The organism is Pseudomonas sp. 910_23, from assembly GCF_052850795.1.
This window is the reverse complement of record NZ_VXCZ01000020.1, coordinates 68,922-89,408: the sequence shown is the minus strand read 5'-3', so window position 1 is coordinate 89,408 and position 20,487 is coordinate 68,922. Positions and strand designations below refer to the sequence as shown.

Here is a 20,487-nt window from a genome sequence, read left to right as displayed (position 1 = left end):
CTGCGATAGCGGTGGATCAGCTAAGGATAAATAAACTGACAGTCCGCCATCGCAGGCAAGCCAGCTCCCACATTGACCGAGTCCACATTTGAGAATGTGTAAAAAGCCCGCCACCGATCACTCGGTGGCGGGCTTTTTTGTGCGGCAATAAAGCCTAGATCGCGCCGCGCTGACGCAACAACTCCAGCACTTGCTTGACGCTGTCTTCCAGCGACAAGGCCTGGGTATCGATCACCAGGTCGGCATTCAACGGCACGTCGTACGGGAAGGACTCGCCAGGGATATTATCCCCACCGGCCGCGTACAAACCTTGCGGATCACGCTCGGCACATACCAGCGGCGACGCCTGCACATAGACGGTCAGCAGGCGGTCACTGCCAATCAGCGCCTTGGCCTGCTCACGGCCTTCGGCATCCGGCGCGACAAAAGCCGCAAGGGTCAGCAAACCGGCTTCGTTGAACTGACGCGCCACGTGAGCCGCACGGCGCCAGTTCTCGGTACGCCCGGCACGGTCCTGAGGCAAGCCTTTGTTCAGGTCATGCCGCAGGTTCTGGCCGTCCAGCACGAACACCGCACGCCCCATGTCGAACAGCTTGCGCTCAACCGCATAGGCCAACGTGCTCTTGCCGGCACCCGACAAGCCGCTGAACAACACGGTGGCCGGTTGCTGGCCGAAACGCAGGGCACGCTCTTCAGTGGCAACGTGTGCCAATTTGTCGTGCTGCGCTGCACCGCCCTGGCTGGTCGGTGGCGCGATGATCATGCCCGCGGCCACGGTGCCATTGGTCAGGCGGTCGATGACGATAAAGGCACCGGTGGTGCGATTGCTGCCATAGCCATCCAACGCAATGGCGGCATCAAGGCTGACCTTGACCCGGCCAATTTCGTTGAGCTGCAGCGAACTCGCCGGACCTTCGGCCAGGGTGTTCACGTCCACGCGATGCACGATGCTGGTGATAGAGCCCGGCACGTAGCTGGTAGCGCGCTTGATGTCGTATTTCTTGCCCGGCAGCATCGGTTCTTCAGCCATCCACACGAGCATGGCGTCGAACGCATCGGTCACTTGCGGCACATTGTCGGCATGCACCAATAGGTCGCCACGGGAGATATCGATCTCGTCTTCCATGGTCAGGGTTACGGCCTGGCCTGGGCCGGCGTGCTCCAGCTCACCTTCGAAGGTGACGATGGATTTGACCCGGCTGCGTTTGCGTGACGGCAGCACCACGACTTCGTCGCCTTTGTGCACGATGCCGCTGGCAAGAGTGCCGGCAAAACCACGGAAGTTCAGGTTCGGGCGGTTGACGTACTGCACCGGGAAACGCAGGTCGGTGTAGTTGCGGTCGTTGGCGATCTCGACGGTCTCGAGGATCTCCATCAGCGACTGGCCGGTGTACCAGGGCGAACGCTCGCTCTTGTTCACCACGTTGTCGCCCTTGAGCGCCGACATCGGCACGAAGGCCAGGGTACTTGGCTTGAACGCGATGCCTTCGGCGAACTTCAGGTAATCGGCCTTGATCGACTCGAATACGCTTTGGTCAAAGCCGTTGATGTCCATCTTGTTGACGGCCACCACGATGTGCTTGATGCCCAGCAACGAGGCGATAAAGCTGTGGCGACGGGTCTGGGTCTGCACGCCATAGCGGGCGTCGATCAGGATAATCGCCAGGTCACAGGTGGACGCACCGGTGGCCATGTTGCGGGTGTACTGCTCATGGCCGGGGGTGTCGGCGATGATGAACTTGCGCTTGGCGGTGGAGAAGTAGCGGTAGGCAACATCGATGGTGATGCCCTGCTCACGCTCGGCCTGCAGGCCGTCGACCAGCAAGGCCAGGTCGATGTCATCGCCGGTGGTGCCGGACTTCTTCGAATCGCGGGTGATGGCTTCCAGGTGATCTTCGTAGATCATCTTGGAGTCGTGCAGCAGGCGCCCGATCAGGGTGCTCTTGCCGTCGTCGACGTTGCCGCAGGTCAGGAAGCGCAACATCTCTTTGCGCTCGTGCTGGCCCAGGTAGGCGAGGATGTCCTCGCTGATCAAATCAGATTGATGCGACATGACAGCCCCTTAGAAATAGCCTTGACGTTTTTTATCTTCCATGGAGCCTGCGCCATCGTGGTCGATGACCCGGCCCTGGCGCTCGGAAGTTCGCGTCAGGAGCATTTCCTGAATGATGTCCGTCAGCGTCTCGGCTTCGGACTCCACCGCGCCCGTCAACGGGTAGCAGCCAAGGGTACGGAAACGGACTTTCTTTTTGACGATGCGGGCTTTGTCTTCGTCGGACAGGTGTTCGAGGATGCGGTCGTCGTCGATCATGATCAACGTGCCGTTCTTCTCGATCACTTCGCGCTCGGCGGCGAAGTACAGCGGCACGATCGGGATGCCTTCCAGGTAGATGTACTGCCAGATATCCAACTCGGTCCAGTTGGACAACGGGAACACGCGAATCGACTCGCCCTTGTTGACGTTGCCGTTGTAAACGTTCCACAGCTCCGGACGTTGGTTCTTCGGGTCCCAGCGGTGCTTGCTGTCGCGGAACGAGTACACGCGCTCTTTGGCACGGGACTTCTCTTCATCGCGACGGGCGCCGCCGAACGCTGCATCGAAACCATGCTTGTCCAGGGCTTGCTTGAGGCCCTCGGTCTTCATGATATCGGTGTGCTTGGCGCTGCCGTGGGTGAAGGGGTTGATACCCTGCGCCACGCCATCCGGGTTGACGTGAGTGATCAGGTCCAGGCCAAGCTCTTCGACCATTTTGTCGCGGAACTTGTACATTTCCTGGAATTTCCAGCGCGTGTCGACGTGCATCACTGGGAACGGCAGCTTGCCCGGGAAGAAAGCCTTGCGTGCCAGATGCAACATCACGGCAGAGTCTTTACCGATCGAGTAGAGCATCACCGGGTTGTCGAACTCGGCGGCGACCTCGCGGATGATGTGGATGCTTTCCGCCTCCAGCTGTTTCAGATGCGTCAGTTTGTCGACCATGGTTACTCACGGAAAAACGATCTTATGGACGGCCAGGCGGGCCGTGTTCGAGCGGGGCATGCTAGCACAGCACCTTCTTCTATTCAGGGCGCCATCTAGATCGAAACGGTATATGAATATACCGACCAGTTTGGCCGCAAATAGGCTCAAGTGTGGGAGGGGGCTTGCTCCCGATAGCAGTGTGTCAGTTAGTACATATTTCAATGATCCATCGCCATCGGGAGCAAGCCCCCTCCCACATTCAGTCGCGCTCTAAGGCTCAGATCGGGTTCGGGCAGTCGATAAATAAATGCTCCAGGGCAAAGCGTCGCGCCAGGTAATCGCCCAACGCCTGCACCCCATAGCGCTCGGTGGCGTGATGACCGGCAGCAATGAAGCTGACGTCGTTTTCACGGGCGCTGTGGAAGGTCTGCTCGGATGCCTCGCCGCTCAGGTACAGGTCGACCCCGGCGGCAATCGCCTGGTCGATATAGCCCTGGCCACCTCCGGTGCACCAGCCGACGCGGCGGATCATCTGGCTGCCTTCGACCAACAGCGGTTCGCGCCCCATTGCATCCTGCACACGGCGGGCGAAATCACGCGGTGACAAAGGTTCGGCCAGCGACCCCACCAAGCCGACCACCTTGGGGTTGCTCGGGTCCAACGGGCCTTCAACCGTGATGTCCAGTTGTTTGGCCAGCTGCACGTTATTGCCCACCTCAGGGTGCAGGTCCAATGGCAGGTGATAGGCCAACAGGCTGATGTCGTGCTTGAGCAGCGTTTTCAGGCGGCGCTGCTTCATGCCGGTGATACATGGGCTCTCGCCCTTCCAGAAATAACCATGATGCACCAGCACCAGATCGGCCCCGGCTTCGACGGCGGCGTCCAGCAGCGCCTGGCTTGCGGTCACACCGCTGACGATGCGCATCACCTGCGGACGGCCCTCGACCTGCAAGCCATTGGGGCAATAATCGGCAATTTTGGCACTGCCAAGGTAGCGGTCGGCTTCCTCGACGAGGGTGGTAAGGGGGACGGCCATAAAAGACTCCTAAATATCCGGTTCGCAGGCATCGCAGCCTCGTATAATGCGCGACATTATGGGCGCTCGCCCGCCCCCTGCAACCTGTCAGGACTTACTTGATGCTCAAGGCACTGCGTTTTTTTGGATGGCCATTGTTGGCTGGCGTGCTGATCGCGATGCTGATTATTCAGCGTTATCCCCAATGGGTGGGCCTGCCTACCCTGGATGTGAACCTGCAACAAGCACCGCAAACCAACACGGTGGTGCAGGGCCCGGTCACCTATGCCGACGCGGTCACCATTGCGGCCCCTGCGGTGGTCAACCTGTACACCACCAAGGTCATCAACAAACCGGCGCACCCGCTGTTCGAGGACCCGCAGTTTCGCCGCTATTTCGGTGACAACGGCCCCAAGCAGCGCCGCATGGAGTCGAGCCTGGGTTCCGGGGTAATCATGAGCCCCGAAGGCTACATCCTCACCAATAATCACGTGACTACCGGCGCCGACCAGATCGTGGTCGCCCTGCGTGATGGCCGCGAAACCCTGGCCCGTGTGGTGGGCAGCGACCCGGAAACCGACCTCGCAGTACTGAAAATCGATTTGAAGAACCTGCCATCGATCACCCTCGGTCGCTCCGACGGGTTGCGCGTGGGTGACGTAGCACTGGCTATCGGCAACCCGTTCGGCGTGGGCCAGACAGTCACCATGGGCATCATCAGCGCCACCGGGCGCAACCAGTTGGGCCTTAATAGCTACGAAGATTTCATCCAGACCGACGCAGCCATCAACCCGGGCAATTCCGGCGGTGCGCTGGTGGATGCCAATGGCAACCTGACCGGCATCAACACGGCGATTTTCTCCAAGTCCGGCGGCTCCCAAGGCATCGGTTTTGCGATCCCGGTGAAGCTGGCGATGGAAGTGATGAAGTCGATCATCGAACACGGCCAGGTCATTCGCGGCTGGCTGGGCATCGAAGTGCAACCCTTGACCAAGGAACTGGCCGAGTCGTTTGGCCTGACCGGACGCCCAGGCATCGTGGTCGCCGGGATCTTCCGCGATGGCCCGGCACAGAAAGCCGGCCTGGAGTTGGGCGATGTAATCCTCAGCATCGACGGTGCACCGGCCGGTGATGGCCGCAAGTCGATGAACCAGGTAGCGCGGATAAAGCCGACCGACAAGGTGGCGATCCTGGTCATGCGTAACGGCAAGGAGATCAAGCTCTCGGCGGAAATCGGCCTGCGTCCGCCACCGGCGACCGCACCGATAAAAGAAGAGCAGTAGACGATGCGCCCAAGTGCCCGTCCGCGGGCACTTGCAGGGCCATTTTTGCGGCGACTCATTCTCATTGGGCATGTTATATTGTTTCAATATCGCTATTGGAACGCTCTATCATGCCGTCTCGAAAGTTTGTGCCCTTGGCCGGCCTGGCCTTGGGTTTGCTGCTCGACCCTGCCTACGCCGAAGAAAACACCCTGGAACTGGACACCATCAGCGTAACCTCCGAGGCGTATGAGTCCGCCACAGGCCCGGTCCAAGGCTATCGCGCCACCCGCTCTGCCAGTGCCACCAAAACGGATACCGCCCTTCGCGACATACCGCAATCGATCAGCGTGATCCCCGCCACGGTGCTCAAGGACCTGGGCAGTACCAGCGTGGAGCGCGCCCTGGAATTTGCCGGCGGCGTATCCAAGCAAAACAACTTCGGTGGCCTGACCCTCTACGAATACAGCGTGCGCGGCTTCACCACGTCTGAGTTCTACCAGGACGGTTTCAGCGCCAACCGCGGTTACCCCAGTACGCCGGACGCGGCAAATATCGAACGCATTGAAGTTCTCAAAGGCCCCGCCGCCAGCTTGTATGGGCGTGGCGATCCTGGCGGCACGGTGAACATCGTCACCAAGAAACCCCAGCCCGAAGCGTTCACCACCTTGCAAACCAGTGCTGGTAGTTGGGACCGCTACCGCACTGCGCTGGATGTGAATACGCCGCTGGACAGCGAGGGGCGCGTCTTGTCACGGGTGAATCTGGCGGTTGAAGACAAGCACAGTTTCCGCGATCACGTGGACGCTAAACGAGTGTTCGTCGCGCCGTCGTTCAGTTGGCAGTTGACCCCGGACACTCAGTTGCTGGTCGAAAGCGAATTCGTGCGCCACAGCTCCACCTTCGACCGGGGCATCGTCGCCGATACTGGCATGTCCCATTCCACCTTTCTGGGCGAGCCCAACGACGGCAATATTCGCAACCACAACAACCGCATCCAGGCCGCACTGGAACACCACCTCAACGACGCCTGGAAGCTGCGCCTGGCCAGCCACTACAAGCAGGGCAGCCTGTGGGGCGATGCGTCGGAAAGCCGTGCGCTGAATGGGGATGGTCACACCGTCAACCGTCGCTACCGTGAACGCTCGACCGGTTGGCATGACAGCATCACCCAGCTGGAACTGCGCGGGCTGTTCGATATCGGCAGCTGGCAGCATGAACTGCTGATCGGCACCGAATACGAGGACTACCGCAAAAAGGAGCGTGTGACGGCGATTGGCGGTGACTACCCTATCGACATCTATGAACCTGTCTATGGCCAGGCCAAACCCAATGGCGCACGCTCCGGCACCGACTTCTTCGAACAGACCAAAAGCCACGCGCTGAACCTGCAAGACCAGATCATCTTCACCGACCGCCTGCGAGGCATGATCGGTGCGCGCTTCGAGCACTTCGAACAGAGCACCGAGAACTTCGCCCGCAACCACGCCAAAAGCCGCCAGACCCACGACGCCCTGACCCAACGCGCCGGCCTGCTCTATCAGCTGACACCGCAAGTCGGGGTATTTGCCAACGCATCCACCTCGTTCAAGCCGAACAGCGGCCTGGATGCCGGCGGCAAATCCTTCAAGCCAGAAGAAGGCGTGGGCTATGAGGTGGGTATCAAGAGCGAGATGTTTGACGAGCGCCTCAGCGCGACGCTCGCGGCCTTCCATATCGAAAAGGAAAACGTCCTCACCCTGGACCCGGCGACCAACACCGACCGCGCCATTGGCAAGGCGCGCAGCCAGGGGTTTGACCTGCAAGTGACCGGGCAAGTGACCGACGCCATACGCGTGATTGGCGCCCTGGCCTACATCGACGCCGAAGTGACCAAGGGCGACAAAGCCATCCCCACGGGCAGTCGCATTCTCGGGGTCGCCAAGCGCAGCGGCAGTCTGTTGGGCGTTTATGAATTCCAGGATGGGGCGTTGCGCGGTTCAGACCTGGGGGCGGCGTTTACTTATGTGGGTGACCGTTCCGGCGAGGCGGGCACAGGCTTCGAACTGCCGGCCTACCACACCGTGGATTTACTGGCCCACTACAAGGCCACGAAGAATGTCACCGTGGGGCTGAACCTGAATAACCTGTTCGATGAGAAGTACTACGAGCGCTCCTACAGCCGCTATTGGACCAACCCCGGTGAACCGCGCAACCTCACCGTCAGCCTGACCCTCAATCTCTGACGAGCATGGAACTGAATGTGGGAGGGGGCTTGCTCCCGATAGCAGAGTATCAGGCAGTATATCTGTCACTGATCCACCGCCATCGGGAGCAAGCCCCCTCCCACATTTGAGTCACCGCAAGGCTTGACTACAAGGCAACGGGCGCTCGTTCGCACAGGGTATTGAGCGCCGCCGCCCATTGCGGGTCATCATTCAAGCACGGCACCAACACCAACTCCTCGCCCCCCGCCTCGCGGAACTGCTCCCGCCCGCGATCACCAATTTCTTCCAGGGTCTCGATGCAGTCGGCGACAAACGCCGGGCACATCACCAGCAGCTTCTTCACGCCCTGCTGGGCCAGCGCCTCCAGGCGGGCCTCGGTGTAGGGCTCGATCCACTTGGCCCGGCCAAGGCGCGATTGAAACGCCACCGACCACTTGCCATCGGGCAAACCGGCACGCGCGGCAAAATCCCGGGCGACGCTGAAGCATTGGGCGCGATAGCAGGTGGCGAGCACCTCTGGCGATGCGTTCTTGCAGCAGTCGGCATCCTTGAAGCAATGCCCGCCGGTAGGGTCGAGCTTTTTCAGATGGCGCTCGGGCAGACCATGGAAACTGAGCAGCAAGTGATCGAAATCCTGCTCCAGGTAAGTGCGTGCGCTGGTTACCAGAGCATCGAGGTACTCGGGCTGGTCGTAAAAAGGCTGCAGGATCGAAAACTGGATAGCGAGTTTCTTGTCGCGCACCACGCGCCTGGCTTCTTCTATCACCGTGGTCACGGTGCTGTCGGCAAATTGCGGATACAGCGGCGCCAGTGTCACCTTGCCGATACCCTGGGCGGCCAGCCGTGTCAGGGCGGTTTCCAGCGACGGCTCGCCATAACGCATTGCCAGTTCCACAGGGCCCTGGGTCCACTGCGCAGTCATCTGCTGTTGCAGACGACGGCTCAAGACCACCAACGGCGAGCCCTCATCCCACCAGATCGACGCATAAGCATGGGCTGACTGCTCAGGGCGCTTGATCAGGATCAGCGACACCAGCAAACGCCGCACCGGCCATGGCAGGTCGATCACATAAGGGTCCATCAGGAACTGATTGAGGTAGCTGCGCACATCAGCCACCGAAGTGGACTTTGGCGAACCCAGGTTGACCAGTAACAACGCGTGATCGGTCATGCAACATCCTATCTTTAGAGGCGGCTGGACAGGTCGTCCAGAGCCGCACGCAACTCAGTGAACTGGAAAGTGAAACCCGCCGCCAGCAGCCGTTCAGGCAAGGCTTTCTGCCCGCCCAGCAACAAACCAGACAATTCGCCCAGGCCAACCTTCAGCGCAAACGCCGGCATCGGCATGAACGCCGGGCGGTGCAACACCTGGCCGAGGGTCTTGGCAAACTCGCGATTACGCACCGGGTGTGGCGCGCAAGCATTATAAGGACCGCTGGCGTCAGTCTTGTGCAGAAGAAAATCAATCAGGGCGATTTGATCCTTGATAAGCACCCATGGCATCCACTGCCGACCGTTACCGATCGGCCCGCCCAGCGCCAGTTTGAAGGGCAGCAACAGGCGCGACAAAAAGCCGCCCTGCGCCGACAGCACCAGGCCGGTGCGCACCAGCACCACGCGAACGCCCAGGGCTTCGCCACGTTGGGCGGTTTCTTCCCAGGCAATACACAACTGGCTGGGGAAATCGTCCAGCACTGGCCCGCTGGCTTCGGTCAATTCGCGCTCGCCGCCGTCGCCATACCAGCCCACTGCGGAGCCGGAGATCAGTACCGCCGGTTTCTGCTCCAGGCTGTCGATCCAGGCCAGCAGGGTTTCGGTGAGGTTGATGCGGCTGCTCCACAGCAATGCCTTGCGCTTGTGGGTCCAGGGCCGGTCAGCGATGGGTGCACCCGCAAGGTTGACCACCGCGTCCACCGCGCCAATCACCTCTTGCAGGCGAGCCACCCCAAGCACCTGTGCGCCGCAGACCCTGGCGACCGTTTCCGGTTGCCGGCTCCACACCGTCAGGCGATGACCCTGGGCGAGCCAGTGTTGGCAAAGTTGACGGCCAATCAGGCCGGTACCGCCGGTCAGCAAAATATGCATGGGACTCTCCTCATGTAACGTTCGCCGCCGCTCACTGGTCTATTTTATAAGCAGGGATCAATTTGATAATCGAGCGTGACGCGCGTTCAAGCCTGAGCTTAACCATAGGTCACGCCACACAATCAGGCACGCCAAAACTTATACCAAAAAACAATATTGTACAGCTATTGGTGTCGGCGTAGTCTGTACCCAACGGTAAAACGAGGCCTCCCATGACTGTCCCCATCGCGATCATCGGCACCGGCATAGCCGGTCTCTCCGCCGCCCGAGCGTTAAAAGACGCGGGCCACACCGTACAACTCTTCGATAAAAGCCGCGGCAGCGGTGGCCGCATGTCCAGCAAGCGCAGCGATGCCGGCGCGCTGGACATGGGCGCGCAATACTTCACTGCCCGCGACAGGCGCTTCGTCAACGAAGTGCAGCGCTGGCAAAGCAATGGCTGGGCCGAACAGTGGAAGCCCCAGCTGTACAACTTCAAGTCCGGCCAACTGACGCCTTCCCCCGATGAACAGATCCGCTGGGTCGGTACACCGCGCATGAGCGCGATCACCCGCGCACTGCTCGATGACCTGCCGGTGGAGTTCGGTTGCCGCATCACCGAGGTGTTCCAGGGCACACAGCACTGGAACCTGCTCGACGCCGACGGTGAGAGTCACGGCCCCTTCAGCCATGTGATCATCGCCACACCGGCCCCTCAGGCCACTGCCCTGCTGGCCGCTGCCCCCAAGCTGGCAAGTGCCGCCGCCGGGGTGAAAATGGACCCGACCTGGGCCATTGCGCTGGCCTTCGACAAGCCCCTGGATACACCGATGGAGGGCTGCTTCGTGCAAGACAGCCCTCTTGACTGGCTGGCGCGCAACCGCAGCAAACCGGGGCGCGACACCACCCTCGACACCTGGGTGCTGCACGCCACCAGCGCCTGGAGCAAGGCGCACCTGGACCTGCCCAAGGAAGCGGTAATCGAGCACTTGCACGGCGCCTTCGCCGAACTGCTGCACAGCGCCATGCCCGCGCCGTCATTCAGCCTGGCACACCGCTGGCTCTACGCTCGCCCGTCGGGCAGCCATGAGTTCGGCGTACTGGCCGATGCCGACCTGGGCCTGTTCGTCTGCGGCGACTGGTGCCTTTCGGGCCGGGTGGAAGGCGCCTGGCTCAGTGGCCAGGAAGCGGCACGACGCTTGATCGCACACCTGCAATGAACCGCCTCAACCCCAGCAAGCTGCTGCTGTCGAAATGGACGGCAGCACAGCCACGCAACAAGGAAAAACACTTTTTGGTCACCGAGTTGTTTCGTGATGACGAAGGCACGGTGCTGGAAATCGAGCTGCAAGCGGTGCTGACCCACCGTGCCGAACGCCTGCCATGGCAGACCCTGCAAAACGCCGAGTGCTGGAAAATCGGCTGGAAGTAACGCTGCAAAAAACCTATACAAACTATTTGACTTGTACAACATCGAATCTATGATGAGACGTAGTTGTACAAACTTTATAAGTTGTACAGGATTATTGCAGAGGTTTTGGGTATGTCGAGTAGTACAAAACCGAAGATCGCCATCAGCGCCTGCCTCCTTGGCGAAAACGTGCGCTTTAACGGTGGGCATAAACAGTCGCTGCTGTGCACCCAGACACTCAGCGACTACTTCGACTTCGTGCCGTTGTGCCCGGAAGTTGCCATCGGCATGGGCATCCCCCGCGAGCCAATCCGGCTGGTAGGCGACCCTGCGCAGCCGCAAGCCGTTGGCACGGTAAACCGTGAACTCAACGTCACGCAGCCACTGCACGACTACGGCCAGCAAATGGCCCAGGCACACACAGACCTGTGCGGTTATATCTTCATGCAGAAGTCGCCATCGTGCGGCCTGGAGCGGGTCAAGGTGTACCGCGCCAACGGCACGCCCGTTGACGGTGGCGGCCGCGGCATTTACGCCCAGGCGTTTTGTGCGCGTCACCCTAACCTGCCGGTAGAAGAAGACGGCCGGCTGAACGACCCTGTGTTGCGGGAAAACTTCCTGACCCGCGTATTCGTGTATGCCAGCTGGCAACAACTGCTGGCTGAGGGGCTCACCCGCCACGGCTTGCTGACGTTTCACTCGCGCTACAAGTACCTGCTGATGGCCCACAGCCCGGCGCATTACAAAAGCCTGGGCCATTTGCTCGGCAGCATGGGCAAGGACGTCGATCTCCAGGCTCTGGCCCACGGCTACTTCGGCGAGCTGATGACGGGCCTGAAGAAGTGCGCCACCCGCGGCACGCACAGCAATGTGCTGCAACACATCAGCGGCTACCTCAAGCAGGTCATCAGCGCCGATGACAAACAGGAAATGCAAACCGTGATCGGCCAGTACCGTCAAGGCATCGTGCCGCTGGTAGTGCCACTCACCCTGCTCAAACATCACTTTCGCCAACATCCGGACCGTTACATCGCGCAGCAGGCCTACCTGCAACCGCACCCGGAAAACCTCAGCCTGCGTAATGCGATATAACCCATGAAAGCTGCCCTGCTTGACGAACCCGGCGAAGACATTGCCCTGGCCCTTGAAAACGGCTGGTTGCCAATCCGCGAAGTGGCGCGCCAGACCGGCGTCAACGCCGTGACCCTGCGCGCCTGGGAGCGCCGCTACGGCCTAATCGTGCCCCAGCGCACGCCCAAGGGGCACCGGCTGTTCAGTGCTGAACATGTACAACGCATCCACGCCATCCTCACCTGGCTCAATCGAGGCGTGCCGGTCAGTCAGGTGAAAGGCTTGATCGACTCAGCCCAGGCCAGCCCCGCGCCCATGGAAAACGAGTGGCACGCCCTGCGCCAGCATTTGGTGGATGCCATCAGCGAACTGGCCGAACGCCGGGTCGATGACGCCTTCAACCAGGCCATGGCGCTCTACCCGCCACGCACCTTGTGCGAGCAATTGATGCTGCCGCTGCTCAAGGAGCTGGAACAACGGTGGCAGGGCCAGTTCGGCGCGCAGATGGAGCGGGCGTTTTTCCTGTCGTGGCTGCGCAGCAAGTTCGGCGCGCGGATTTATCACAACAATCGCCAACTCCACGGCGCGCCGCTGCTGCTGGTCAACCATTCCGACTTACCGCTGGAACCGCACCTGTGGCTCAGCGCCTGGCTGGCGAGCAGCGCCGACTGCCCGGTGGAAGTATTCGATTGGCCGCTGCCTGCCGGCGAACTGGCCCTCGCGGTGGAACACCTGCAACCACGCGCCGTGCTGTTGTATTCGAGCAAGACCCTCCATTTGTCGACACTGACAAAACTATTGGGCGACGTCAGTTGCCCAATAGTGATTGCCGGCCCGACGGTGCGCATTCACAACGCCGAGTTGTCCGTACTCACCCGCGACATCTCTGAGTTGTTCATGGCGCAAGACCCGTTGTCGGCCCACCAATTATTGATCCAGCGTGGAATCGTCTAAATGCATCTGATCTGGCTGCGCACCGACTTGCGCCTGCACGACAACACGGCCCTTGCTGCTGCGTGCCAGCGTGGCCCCGTCGCGGCCATTTACCTGATCACTCCCCAGCAGTGGCTGGCCCACGATGACGCGCCGTGCAAAATCGATTTCTGGCTGCGCAACCTGCAGCACTTGAGCCAGGCGCTGGGCGAACTGAACATCCCTTTATTGATCCGCTACGCCGCGACCTGGGACCAGGCGCCCGCTGCACTGAGCGAACTGTGCCGGGAACTGTCGGTGGAGTCTGTGCACGTCAACGAGGAATACGGCATCCACGAGAGCCAGCGTGATGCTGGCGTGGCAGAGACGCTGCAAACGCAGGGAATCGCGTTTCACAGCTACCTGGACCAACTGTTTTTCCAACCCGGTAGCGTACTGACCAAGACCGGCACCTATTTCCAAGTGTTCAGCCAGTTTCGCAAGGTTTGCTACAACCGCCTGCACAGCGCCCTGCCGCGCCAGGTGGCAACGCCGAAAGCTCAGGCCAGGCTCGACGTGAGAAGCGATCCGGTGCCGACCACGGTCGACGGTTTCGAGTCGCCCAGCGAAACTTTGCGCGCCCTGTGGCCAGCCGGTGAAGACGAGGCGCGCCGCCGCCTCGACGCCTTCACCGACGAGCAGATCAGCTATTACAAGGACGAGCGCGACTTCCCAGCCAAACCCGGTACCAGCCAGCTCTCCGCCTACCTCGCCGCCGGTGTGGTTTCGCCGCGCCAGTGCCTGCACGCTGCGCTGCAAACCAATCAGGGCGAGTTCGAAAGCGGCGACATCGGCGCCATCACCTGGATCAACGAGCTGCTATGGCGCGAGTTCTATAAACACATTCTGGTCGGCTACCCACGGGTGTCCCGCCACCGCGCCTTTCGCCCGGAAACCGAAGCGCTGGCCTGGCGCAATGCCCCCGAAGACCTCGCGGCCTGGCAACAGGCGCGCACGGGTTTGCCGATCATCGACGCGGCCATGCGCCAATTGCTGGAAACCGGCTGGATGCACAACCGCCTGCGCATGGTGGTGGCGATGTTCCTGACCAAGAACCTGCTGATCGACTGGCGCGAAGGCGAGCGCTTTTTTATGCGCCACCTGATCGACGGTGACCTGGCGGCCAATAATGGCGGTTGGCAGTGGAGCTCATCGACCGGTACCGACTCGGCACCGTACTTCCGGATTTTCAGCCCGTTGAGCCAATCGGAGAAATTCGACGGCGACGGCATTTTCATCAAGCGCTGGCTGCCGGAACTGGCCACGCTGAATAAAAAAGAAGTGCATAACCCGGCAGCGGCTGGCGGTTTGTTTGGCGTGGCGGATTACCCCTGCGCCATCGTCGACCTCAAAGCCTCTCGGGAACGCGCATTGGCTGCCTTTCGCCGCCTGCCTTCACGTCAGGAGATGGCTGATCATGAGTGACTTCCTGCGCCGCTTCGCCGAAGCCTTCACTACGCTGGACAAGCACAACCTGCACCTGCTTGGCAGTTTGTACAGTGATGACATTGTATTTGCCGACCCGCTGCATGAAGTCCATGGGCTGCCCGAACTGCAGCGTTATTTCGCTCAGCTATACAGCAACGTCAGCCAACTGGATTTCGAGTTTCAGGGTATCGACCAGACGGCCGAAGGCGAAGGCTACCTGCGCTGGATCATGAGTTTTCGTCATCCGCGCCTGGCCGCAGGCAAGATGATCCGGATAGAGGGCTGTTCCCACTTGATGTGGCGCGACAAGGTCTACCGGCATCGCGATTACTTCGATGCGGGCGCACTGCTTTATGAACATGTGCCGATTCTCGGCCGCGTCATCAGTTGGCTGAAAAGGAGAATGGGATGAGCCTTGCATCGCCCCGCCGTTATTGGCTGACCGGCGCCAGCAGTGGCATCGGCGCCGCATTGGCCGTAGAGCTGCTCAACAGTGGCGCCCATGTGGCCCTCAGTTCCCGCACCAAAGGCCCGCTGGAAGCACTCGCCCATCGTTATCCGGGGCAAGTGCTGGTGGTGGCCGGCGACCTGACCGACAGCCAGACCGTGCGCGAGATCGGTGAACACATCGCCCAGGTCTGGGGTGAGTTGGACACGGTGATCCTCAATGCCGGCACCTGTGAATATGTCGACGCCCGGCAATTTGACGCTTCGATCATCGAACATGTGGTGCGTACCAATCTGTTGGCCAGCAGTTATTGCATCGAGGCCGCGCTGCCGCTGTTGCGCGCCGGGCGTACCCCGCACCTGGTGGGCGTGGCCAGCGCGGTGACTTACCTGCCGATGCCACGCGCCGAAGCCTATGGCGCATCCAAGGCCGGCCTGCGTTACCTGTTCGAGTCCCTGCGCATCAGCCTGTCACCGGAAAACATCGACGTCACCGTGATCAGCCCAGGCTTTGTTGACACACCGCTGACCGAACGCAATGACTTCCCGATGCCCCTGAGCTGGTCCGCCGACAAGGCGGCGCGGCACATCTTTGCGAAACTGGAGAAACGCCCGCTGGAAATTGCCTTCCCGGCCATGTTCATTGCCACCCTGTGGCCGCTGTCGAAGTTGCCTAACCGCGCGCAATTGATCATCGGCAAGCGCATGTTGCGCAGCCCGCCACCGAAAAAGGACATTCCGTGAAGATCGCCATTGTCGGCAGCGGTATCGCCGGGCTGACCAGCGCCTACCTGCTCAGCCGCCGCCACGACATCACGGTGTTCGAAGCGGGCGACCGCATCGGCGGGCACACGCACACAGTCCACGTTACCGTAGAGGGCGAACGCTATGCCGTGGACACCGGCTTTATTGTGTTCAACGACTGGACCTACCCCAACTTCATCCAGTTGCTGGGCCAGATCGGCGTGACGTTCAAACCCACCGAAATGAGCTTTTCGGTGTGTGACCAAAGCAGCGGGTTCGAGTACAACGGCAACAACCTCAACAGCTTGTTTGCCCAACGCCGCAATATTCTGTCGCCCGGGTTCTGGGGCATGTTGCGCGATATCCTGCGCTTCAACCGCCAAGCGCCTTTGGACCTGCAAGAGCAGCGTATCAGTGCCGAGATGACCCTCGGTGACTACCTCGCAGCCGGCGGTTACGGCCAAAGGTTTATCCGCCACTACATCGTGCCAATGGGGGCTGCGATATGGTCAATGTCCCTTTCGGACATGCTCGGTTTCCCACTGCAATTCTTCGTGCGCTTCTTCAAGAACCACGGCTTGTTGTCGGTCAACAACCGGCCGCAATGGTGCGTGATCGAAGGCGGTTCAAGCAGCTACATCGAACCGCTGACCCGCAGTTTTCGCGAGCGTGTGCGCCTCGGTTGCCCTGTGCATAAAGTGCAACGCACCGACAATGGCGTGGTTATCCACAGCCCGTACGGCAGCGAAACCTTCGACCGGGTGGTATTGGCCTGCCACAGTGATCAGGCCCTGGCATTGCTTGACGACCCGAGCCAGGCCGAACAAGAGATCCTCGGCGCCCTACCCTACGCCGACAACGACGTAGTGCTGCACACCGACACGCGCTTGCTGCCTGACCGCGAGCTGGCCTGGGCCAGTTGGAATTACCGGTTGACCGGCCACTCGCAGAATCAGGCCGCCGTCACCTACGACATGAACATCCTGCAGGGCATCGACAGCGACACCACGTTTTGTGTCAGCCTCAACCAGACGCAAGTGATCAACCCGTTGAAGATCCTCGCGCGCTACACCTACGCCCATCCGCAGTACAGCCTGGCCGCCGTGGCCGCTCAAGCACGCTGGGAAGAATTGCACGGCACCCGCAACACCTTCTACTGCGGCGCGTACTGGGCCAACGGCTTCCACGAGGACGGCGTGGTCAGTGCCCTGCGCGTGGCCCAGGCGTTCGGGGAAAGCCTGTGAACAGCGCCCTGTACAGCGGCTGGATCGCCCATCGCCGGTTTACGCCCAGGGCCCACGCCTTTCGCTACCGCATCGGCCTGCTGTATCTGGACCTCAGCGAACAGGATGCAGTACTCGGGCTTTCACCCCTGGCCGGCACTGGTCGCCTGGCGCCTTTCGGCTTTCGCCAGCAGGACTACCTGCGTGAACTCACGCGCCACGGCATGAGTTTGAGCGATGCCGTGCGCCACGAAGTCGGCAAAGCTCTGGGGCGAACACCCCAGGGCGCTATCTGCCTGCTGACCCAGGCCCGCAGTTGGGGCCTGGCGTTTAACCCGGTGAGTTTCTTCTACTGCTTCGAGGCCGACGGGCAGTTGGCCGCGATTCTGTGTGAAGTGACCAACACGCCATGGCGCGAGCGCTATCACTACGTGCTGCCGGCCCAGCCCCTCGACGCCGATGAGCATCAGCACTTCGCCGTGGCCAAGGGGTTCCATGTGTCGCCCTTCTTACCGCGCGACCTGGAATACCGCATGAGTTTCAGCCCTCCATCTGCCCGGCTCGGCGTGCACATGGCCGACTGGCAGGGCACGCAAAAGGTTTTCGACGCCACCTTGAGCCTGGAAAAACACTCACTCAGCCGCGCAAGCCTGCATCACTATTTGTGGCGTTTCCCCTGGATGACCGCCAAGACCTGCCTGGCAATCTACTGGCAAGCCTTGCGCCTGCTGCTCAAGCGCACACCGATTTTTTCCCACCGGGCCGCCGATGGCGCCTCTCGCACCGCCGTCGGGTACACCAAGGATCGCCGCCATGAAACACCCTAGTTTATCGGTCAAGGCTAACCGCCTGAACGTCAATGGCATGACCGCTGCGCTGTTGCGCAAGGCGGTGCTGCGCCAGCTCAGCCAACTGCGTCACGGCCAGTTGGTGGTGATCGAAGACGGCGAGCGACAAGTGTTCGGCGCACGGGAAGCGCACCTGTTAGGCGAAATTCAGATTCTCGACTCGGCGGTATGGGGCATGGTGGCCGCCAATGGTTCGATCGGCGCCGGCGAGGCGTTTATCCATGGTTACTGGACCAGTCCCGACCTCACCGCCGTGGTCCGGGTGATGGTCAGCAACCTGGAAGTACTCGACGCCATGGAAGGTGGCCTGGCACGCATGGCCCGCCCGTTCACCCAAGGCCTGCACTGGCTCAACCGCAATACACGCAAGGGCTCGCAGAAAAACATCGCCGCCCATTACGACCTGGGCAACGACCTGTTCGAAGAGTTTCTCGACCCGACCATGATGTACTCGTCGGGGCAGTTTTTGACACCCGACGACAGCCTGGAACAAGCGCAACTGAACAAGCTGGAGCGCATCTGCCAGAAACTGGCGCTCAAGCCCAGCGACCATCTGCTGGAAATCGGCACCGGCTGGGGCAGCATGGCGTTGTATGCGGCGCAGCATTACGGCTGCAAGGTCACCACCACGACCCTGTCCAAGGAACAATTCGCCTACACCGAAAAACGCATCCAGGCGCAGGGCCTGCAAGATCAAGTGACCTTGCTGCTCAGCGATTACCGCGACCTCACTGGCGAGTATGACAAGCTGGTGTCGATCGAGATGATCGAAGCGGTGGGCCATCGGTTCCTGCCGACCTATTTCAAACAATGTGCGCACTTGCTCAAGCCCAACGGCCTGATGCTGCTGCAAGCCATCACCATTCGCGAACAGCGCTTTGAGCAGGCCAAGCGCAGCGTCGACTTCATCCAGCGCTACATTTTCCCCGGTGGCGCCCTGCCCTGTGTCCAGAACATGCTGCACATCGTCAGCCGCGACACCGACATGAACCTGCTGCACATGGAAGACTTCGGCCTGCACTACGCCCGTACCCTGCGCCTGTGGCATGAAAACTTCCGCCGCGCCCATGGCCGTCTCATGGAATTGGGCTACGACGAATATTTCCTGCGTTTGTGGGAGTTCTACCTGTGCTATTGCGAAGGCGGGTTTATGGAACGCACCATTGGTACCGCACAACTGCTGCTGGCCAAACCCGCGGCGATCAACCCGCCATTGCTTGGGCGCTTCAGTGCTTAAAACCCTGGCCAATGCGGTGCTGTTCCAATGCGGCTGGTTTGCCTGCGTACTCGGCGGCGACAGCCCATGGCTGCTGGTGGGTTTGGCGGCACTGGGCGTGCATCTGCTGTGGATAAGTTCACCGGCGGATGACGGCCTGCTCGTGCTCAACGTGACACTGGCGGGCACACTGCTGGACACGCTGTTGCGCACCCTGGGCGTTTTCCACTTCAGCGAGCCCGGGCCGTTGATTCCATTCTGGTTGATCGTACTGTGGGCGCTGCTGGCCACGACCCTGCGCCATTGCCTGGCCTGGAGTGCACGGCCCTGGTGGCTGGCCGGCCTGTTGGGCGCAGTGGGTGGGCCTTTGTCTTATTACGCCGGCAGCCAATTGGCCGGCGTGGGTTTTGGCTACGGCACAGCAGCGACTCTGATCGGTCTGGCGCTGTTATGGGCCATGCTGTTCCCTTTGCTGCACGGGCTCGCGCGCAAGCTCGAACACTGACGCTTGTCCGAGCATTCATACACGTTTAACGCACTTGCCTTACACTGCGCGGCTATGACCACCATCCCCCATATCCAAATCACTGAACCGGCCGTCACCTGCTCGACGTGCGCGGCCTGCTGCTGTCAGCTGGAAGTCATGCTGATCACCGACACCGGCGTGCCGCAGCGCTTTATCGATACCGATGAGTGGGGCGGCGAAGTGATGCTGCGCCTGGACGACGGCTGGTGCGCCGCACTGGACCGGGACACGATGATGTGCACGATTTACGCGCTTCGACCGCTGATTTGCCGGGAGTTTGAGATGGGTGCGCCGGAGTGTCTTGAAGAGCGGGAAGGCATCGCGACGGTCTACCGCTGATCCTGCGATGAGCAAAGATCTAAATGTGGGAGCAGGCTTGCTCGCGAAGGCGGTGGGTCAGTCTATGCATGTGCTAGCTGATACACCGCTTTCGCGAGCAAGCCCGCTCCCACAGGGGGGCTTCGTTGTTGTTGAATTACAACGGCATGGTGTAGTGCAACGAGTAGCTCTCTACCCCATCGTTATTGCTGCTGATGCCGGCGTTGGAATAGTGCGTGGCGCGAATGCCCACTTCATGCCCACCGGTAAACCGCAGGCCGAAACCCAGGCGGTCTTCGAACTGAAAGGCTTGGCCGATGTTGTTGTCTTCCAGCCGGGTACGGGAGAACACCGCCACGCCGATACCGGCTTCGATGTAGGGCTTGACCGACTGGCCGGCAAACTCATACACAAACACCGGCGAGAACGACAGGCTGCTGGCACCTGCCCGGTCATCACCTTCCCAATACGTGTAGGCGCCGCTCCAGTAGCCGGTCAGACGGCCAACATCGCTTTGCATCCAGCTTTTATCCCAATCCGAAGTCAGGCCCAGTCGATAGGTCAACGTCGAATCACTGGTACTCCCCAACCCGAACTCCAGGCCGGCGGCCTGGGCTGAAACAGAGTGTCCCAACACAGCGGCCGCAATCGCAGCCAAACAGAACAAGCGCTTCATAAGAAACATCCTTCCGAACGAAGTTATATAGTTTTAAACAGGCTAACTGGCTATAGAAGCTGACGTAGAGCCGGAAGTTCAGCTTTTATCAGCACCA

Annotated in this window: 20 protein-coding genes; 14 read left to right on the top strand and 6 right to left on the bottom strand. The window is 60.7% G+C overall.

The window, feature by feature from the left end; genetic code table 11:
• Positions 1–154 precede the first annotated feature (154 nt).
• The 3 genes from cysN to FW800_RS22115 form a co-directional block, all read right to left on the bottom strand.
• Positions 155–2,053 carry a sulfate adenylyltransferase subunit CysN gene (gene cysN, locus FW800_RS22125; protein WP_446438473.1) on the bottom strand — a complete coding sequence of 633 codons (1,899 nt, stop codon included), beginning with the start codon at positions 2,051–2,053 and terminating at the stop codon, positions 155–157.
• A 9-nt stretch (positions 2,054–2,062) separates the two neighbouring features.
• Positions 2,063–2,980 (bottom strand): sulfate adenylyltransferase subunit CysD, encoded by a 918-nt coding sequence (gene cysD, locus FW800_RS22120; RefSeq protein WP_005784641.1) that lies wholly within the window; start codon positions 2,978–2,980, stop codon positions 2,063–2,065.
• A gap of 259 nt (positions 2,981–3,239) precedes the next feature.
• Entirely contained in the window at positions 3,240–3,998 is a 759-nt protein-coding gene (locus tag FW800_RS22115; protein WP_446438472.1) for a Nif3-like dinuclear metal center hexameric protein, read from the bottom strand.
• A 101-nt stretch (positions 3,999–4,099) separates the two neighbouring features.
• Between FW800_RS22115 and algW the strand changes: the two genes are divergently transcribed.
• Together algW and FW800_RS22105 are read left to right on the top strand one after the other, a co-directional pair.
• Positions 4,100–5,260 (top strand): Do family serine endopeptidase AlgW, encoded by a 1,161-nt coding sequence (algW, locus tag FW800_RS22110; RefSeq protein ID WP_005784639.1) that lies wholly within the window; start codon positions 4,100–4,102, stop codon positions 5,258–5,260.
• Positions 5,261–5,370: 110 nt separating this feature from the next.
• Entirely contained in the window at positions 5,371–7,464 is a 2,094-nt protein-coding gene (locus tag FW800_RS22105; RefSeq protein ID WP_446438471.1) for a TonB-dependent siderophore receptor, read from the top strand.
• A gap of 127 nt (positions 7,465–7,591) precedes the next feature.
• Here the strand turns inward: FW800_RS22105 and hemH are convergent, their stop codons facing one another.
• Both hemH and FW800_RS22095 read right to left on the bottom strand, forming a co-directional pair.
• Positions 7,592–8,617, bottom strand: a complete 1,026-nt coding sequence (gene hemH, locus FW800_RS22100; RefSeq protein WP_005784637.1) for a ferrochelatase — start codon at positions 8,615–8,617, stop codon at positions 7,592–7,594.
• A gap of 14 nt (positions 8,618–8,631) precedes the next feature.
• Positions 8,632–9,531 (bottom strand): TIGR01777 family oxidoreductase, encoded by a 900-nt coding sequence (locus FW800_RS22095; protein ID WP_446438470.1) that lies wholly within the window; start codon positions 9,529–9,531, stop codon positions 8,632–8,634.
• Between the two features lie 212 nt (positions 9,532–9,743).
• Between FW800_RS22095 and FW800_RS22090 the strand changes: the two genes are divergently transcribed.
• The 12 genes from FW800_RS22090 to FW800_RS22035 all read left to right on the top strand — a co-directional run bounded on the left by FW800_RS22090 (position 9,744) and on the right by FW800_RS22035 (position 19,735).
• A complete protein-coding gene (locus FW800_RS22090; protein WP_032877989.1) occupies positions 9,744–10,730 on the top strand; it encodes an NAD(P)/FAD-dependent oxidoreductase in 987 nt (328 codons plus the stop codon).
• Positions 10,727–10,942 (top strand): TIGR02450 family Trp-rich protein, encoded by a 216-nt coding sequence (locus tag FW800_RS22085; protein ID WP_005784634.1) that lies wholly within the window; start codon positions 10,727–10,729, stop codon positions 10,940–10,942. Before FW800_RS22090 ends, FW800_RS22085 begins: the two co-directional genes overlap by 4 nt.
• A 111-nt stretch (positions 10,943–11,053) precedes the next feature.
• On the top strand, positions 11,054–12,013 hold the full coding sequence (locus tag FW800_RS22080; RefSeq protein ID WP_005784633.1) for a YbgA family protein: 960 nt from the start codon (positions 11,054–11,056) through the stop codon (positions 12,011–12,013).
• A 3-nt stretch (positions 12,014–12,016) separates the two neighbouring features.
• A complete protein-coding gene (locus FW800_RS22075; protein WP_446438469.1) occupies positions 12,017–12,946 on the top strand; it encodes a MerR family transcriptional regulator in 930 nt (309 codons plus the stop codon).
• The gene (gene phrB, locus FW800_RS22070; RefSeq protein WP_446438468.1) at positions 12,947–14,389 is read left to right on the top strand and encodes a deoxyribodipyrimidine photo-lyase; all 1,443 of its coding nucleotides are present in this window, start codon (positions 12,947–12,949) and stop codon (positions 14,387–14,389) included.
• A complete protein-coding gene (locus FW800_RS22065; protein ID WP_446438467.1) occupies positions 14,382–14,804 on the top strand; it encodes a nuclear transport factor 2 family protein in 423 nt (140 codons plus the stop codon). The genes phrB and FW800_RS22065 overlap by 8 nt, the downstream gene beginning before the upstream one ends.
• Positions 14,801–15,583: an SDR family NAD(P)-dependent oxidoreductase gene (locus FW800_RS22060; protein ID WP_032877994.1), complete on the top strand. Its 783-nt coding sequence runs from the start codon at positions 14,801–14,803 to the stop codon at positions 15,581–15,583. Before FW800_RS22065 ends, FW800_RS22060 begins: the two co-directional genes overlap by 4 nt.
• Positions 15,580–16,827 (top strand): NAD(P)/FAD-dependent oxidoreductase, encoded by a 1,248-nt coding sequence (locus FW800_RS22055; RefSeq protein ID WP_032877995.1) that lies wholly within the window; start codon positions 15,580–15,582, stop codon positions 16,825–16,827. Before FW800_RS22060 ends, FW800_RS22055 begins: the two co-directional genes overlap by 4 nt.
• A complete protein-coding gene (locus FW800_RS22050; protein WP_148853436.1) occupies positions 16,824–17,633 on the top strand; it encodes a DUF1365 domain-containing protein in 810 nt (269 codons plus the stop codon). Before FW800_RS22055 ends, FW800_RS22050 begins: the two co-directional genes overlap by 4 nt.
• Positions 17,620–18,891, top strand: coding sequence for a class I SAM-dependent methyltransferase (locus tag FW800_RS22045; protein WP_446438466.1), 1,272 nt, complete (start codon positions 17,620–17,622; stop codon positions 18,889–18,891). Before FW800_RS22050 ends, FW800_RS22045 begins: the two co-directional genes overlap by 14 nt.
• On the top strand, positions 18,884–19,375 hold the full coding sequence (locus FW800_RS22040; protein ID WP_446438465.1) for a DUF2878 domain-containing protein: 492 nt from the start codon (positions 18,884–18,886) through the stop codon (positions 19,373–19,375). Before FW800_RS22045 ends, FW800_RS22040 begins: the two co-directional genes overlap by 8 nt.
• Positions 19,376–19,429: 54 nt before the next feature.
• Complete coding sequence (locus FW800_RS22035; RefSeq protein ID WP_446438464.1) at positions 19,430–19,735, top strand: YkgJ family cysteine cluster protein; 306 nt, start codon at positions 19,430–19,432, stop codon at positions 19,733–19,735.
• A gap of 136 nt (positions 19,736–19,871) precedes the next feature.
• On the opposite strand, the gene FW800_RS22030 is transcribed toward FW800_RS22035, so the two are convergent.
• Entirely contained in the window at positions 19,872–20,390 is a 519-nt protein-coding gene (locus FW800_RS22030; RefSeq protein WP_005784623.1) for an acyloxyacyl hydrolase, read from the bottom strand.
• Between the last annotated feature and the right edge of the window lie 97 nt (positions 20,391–20,487).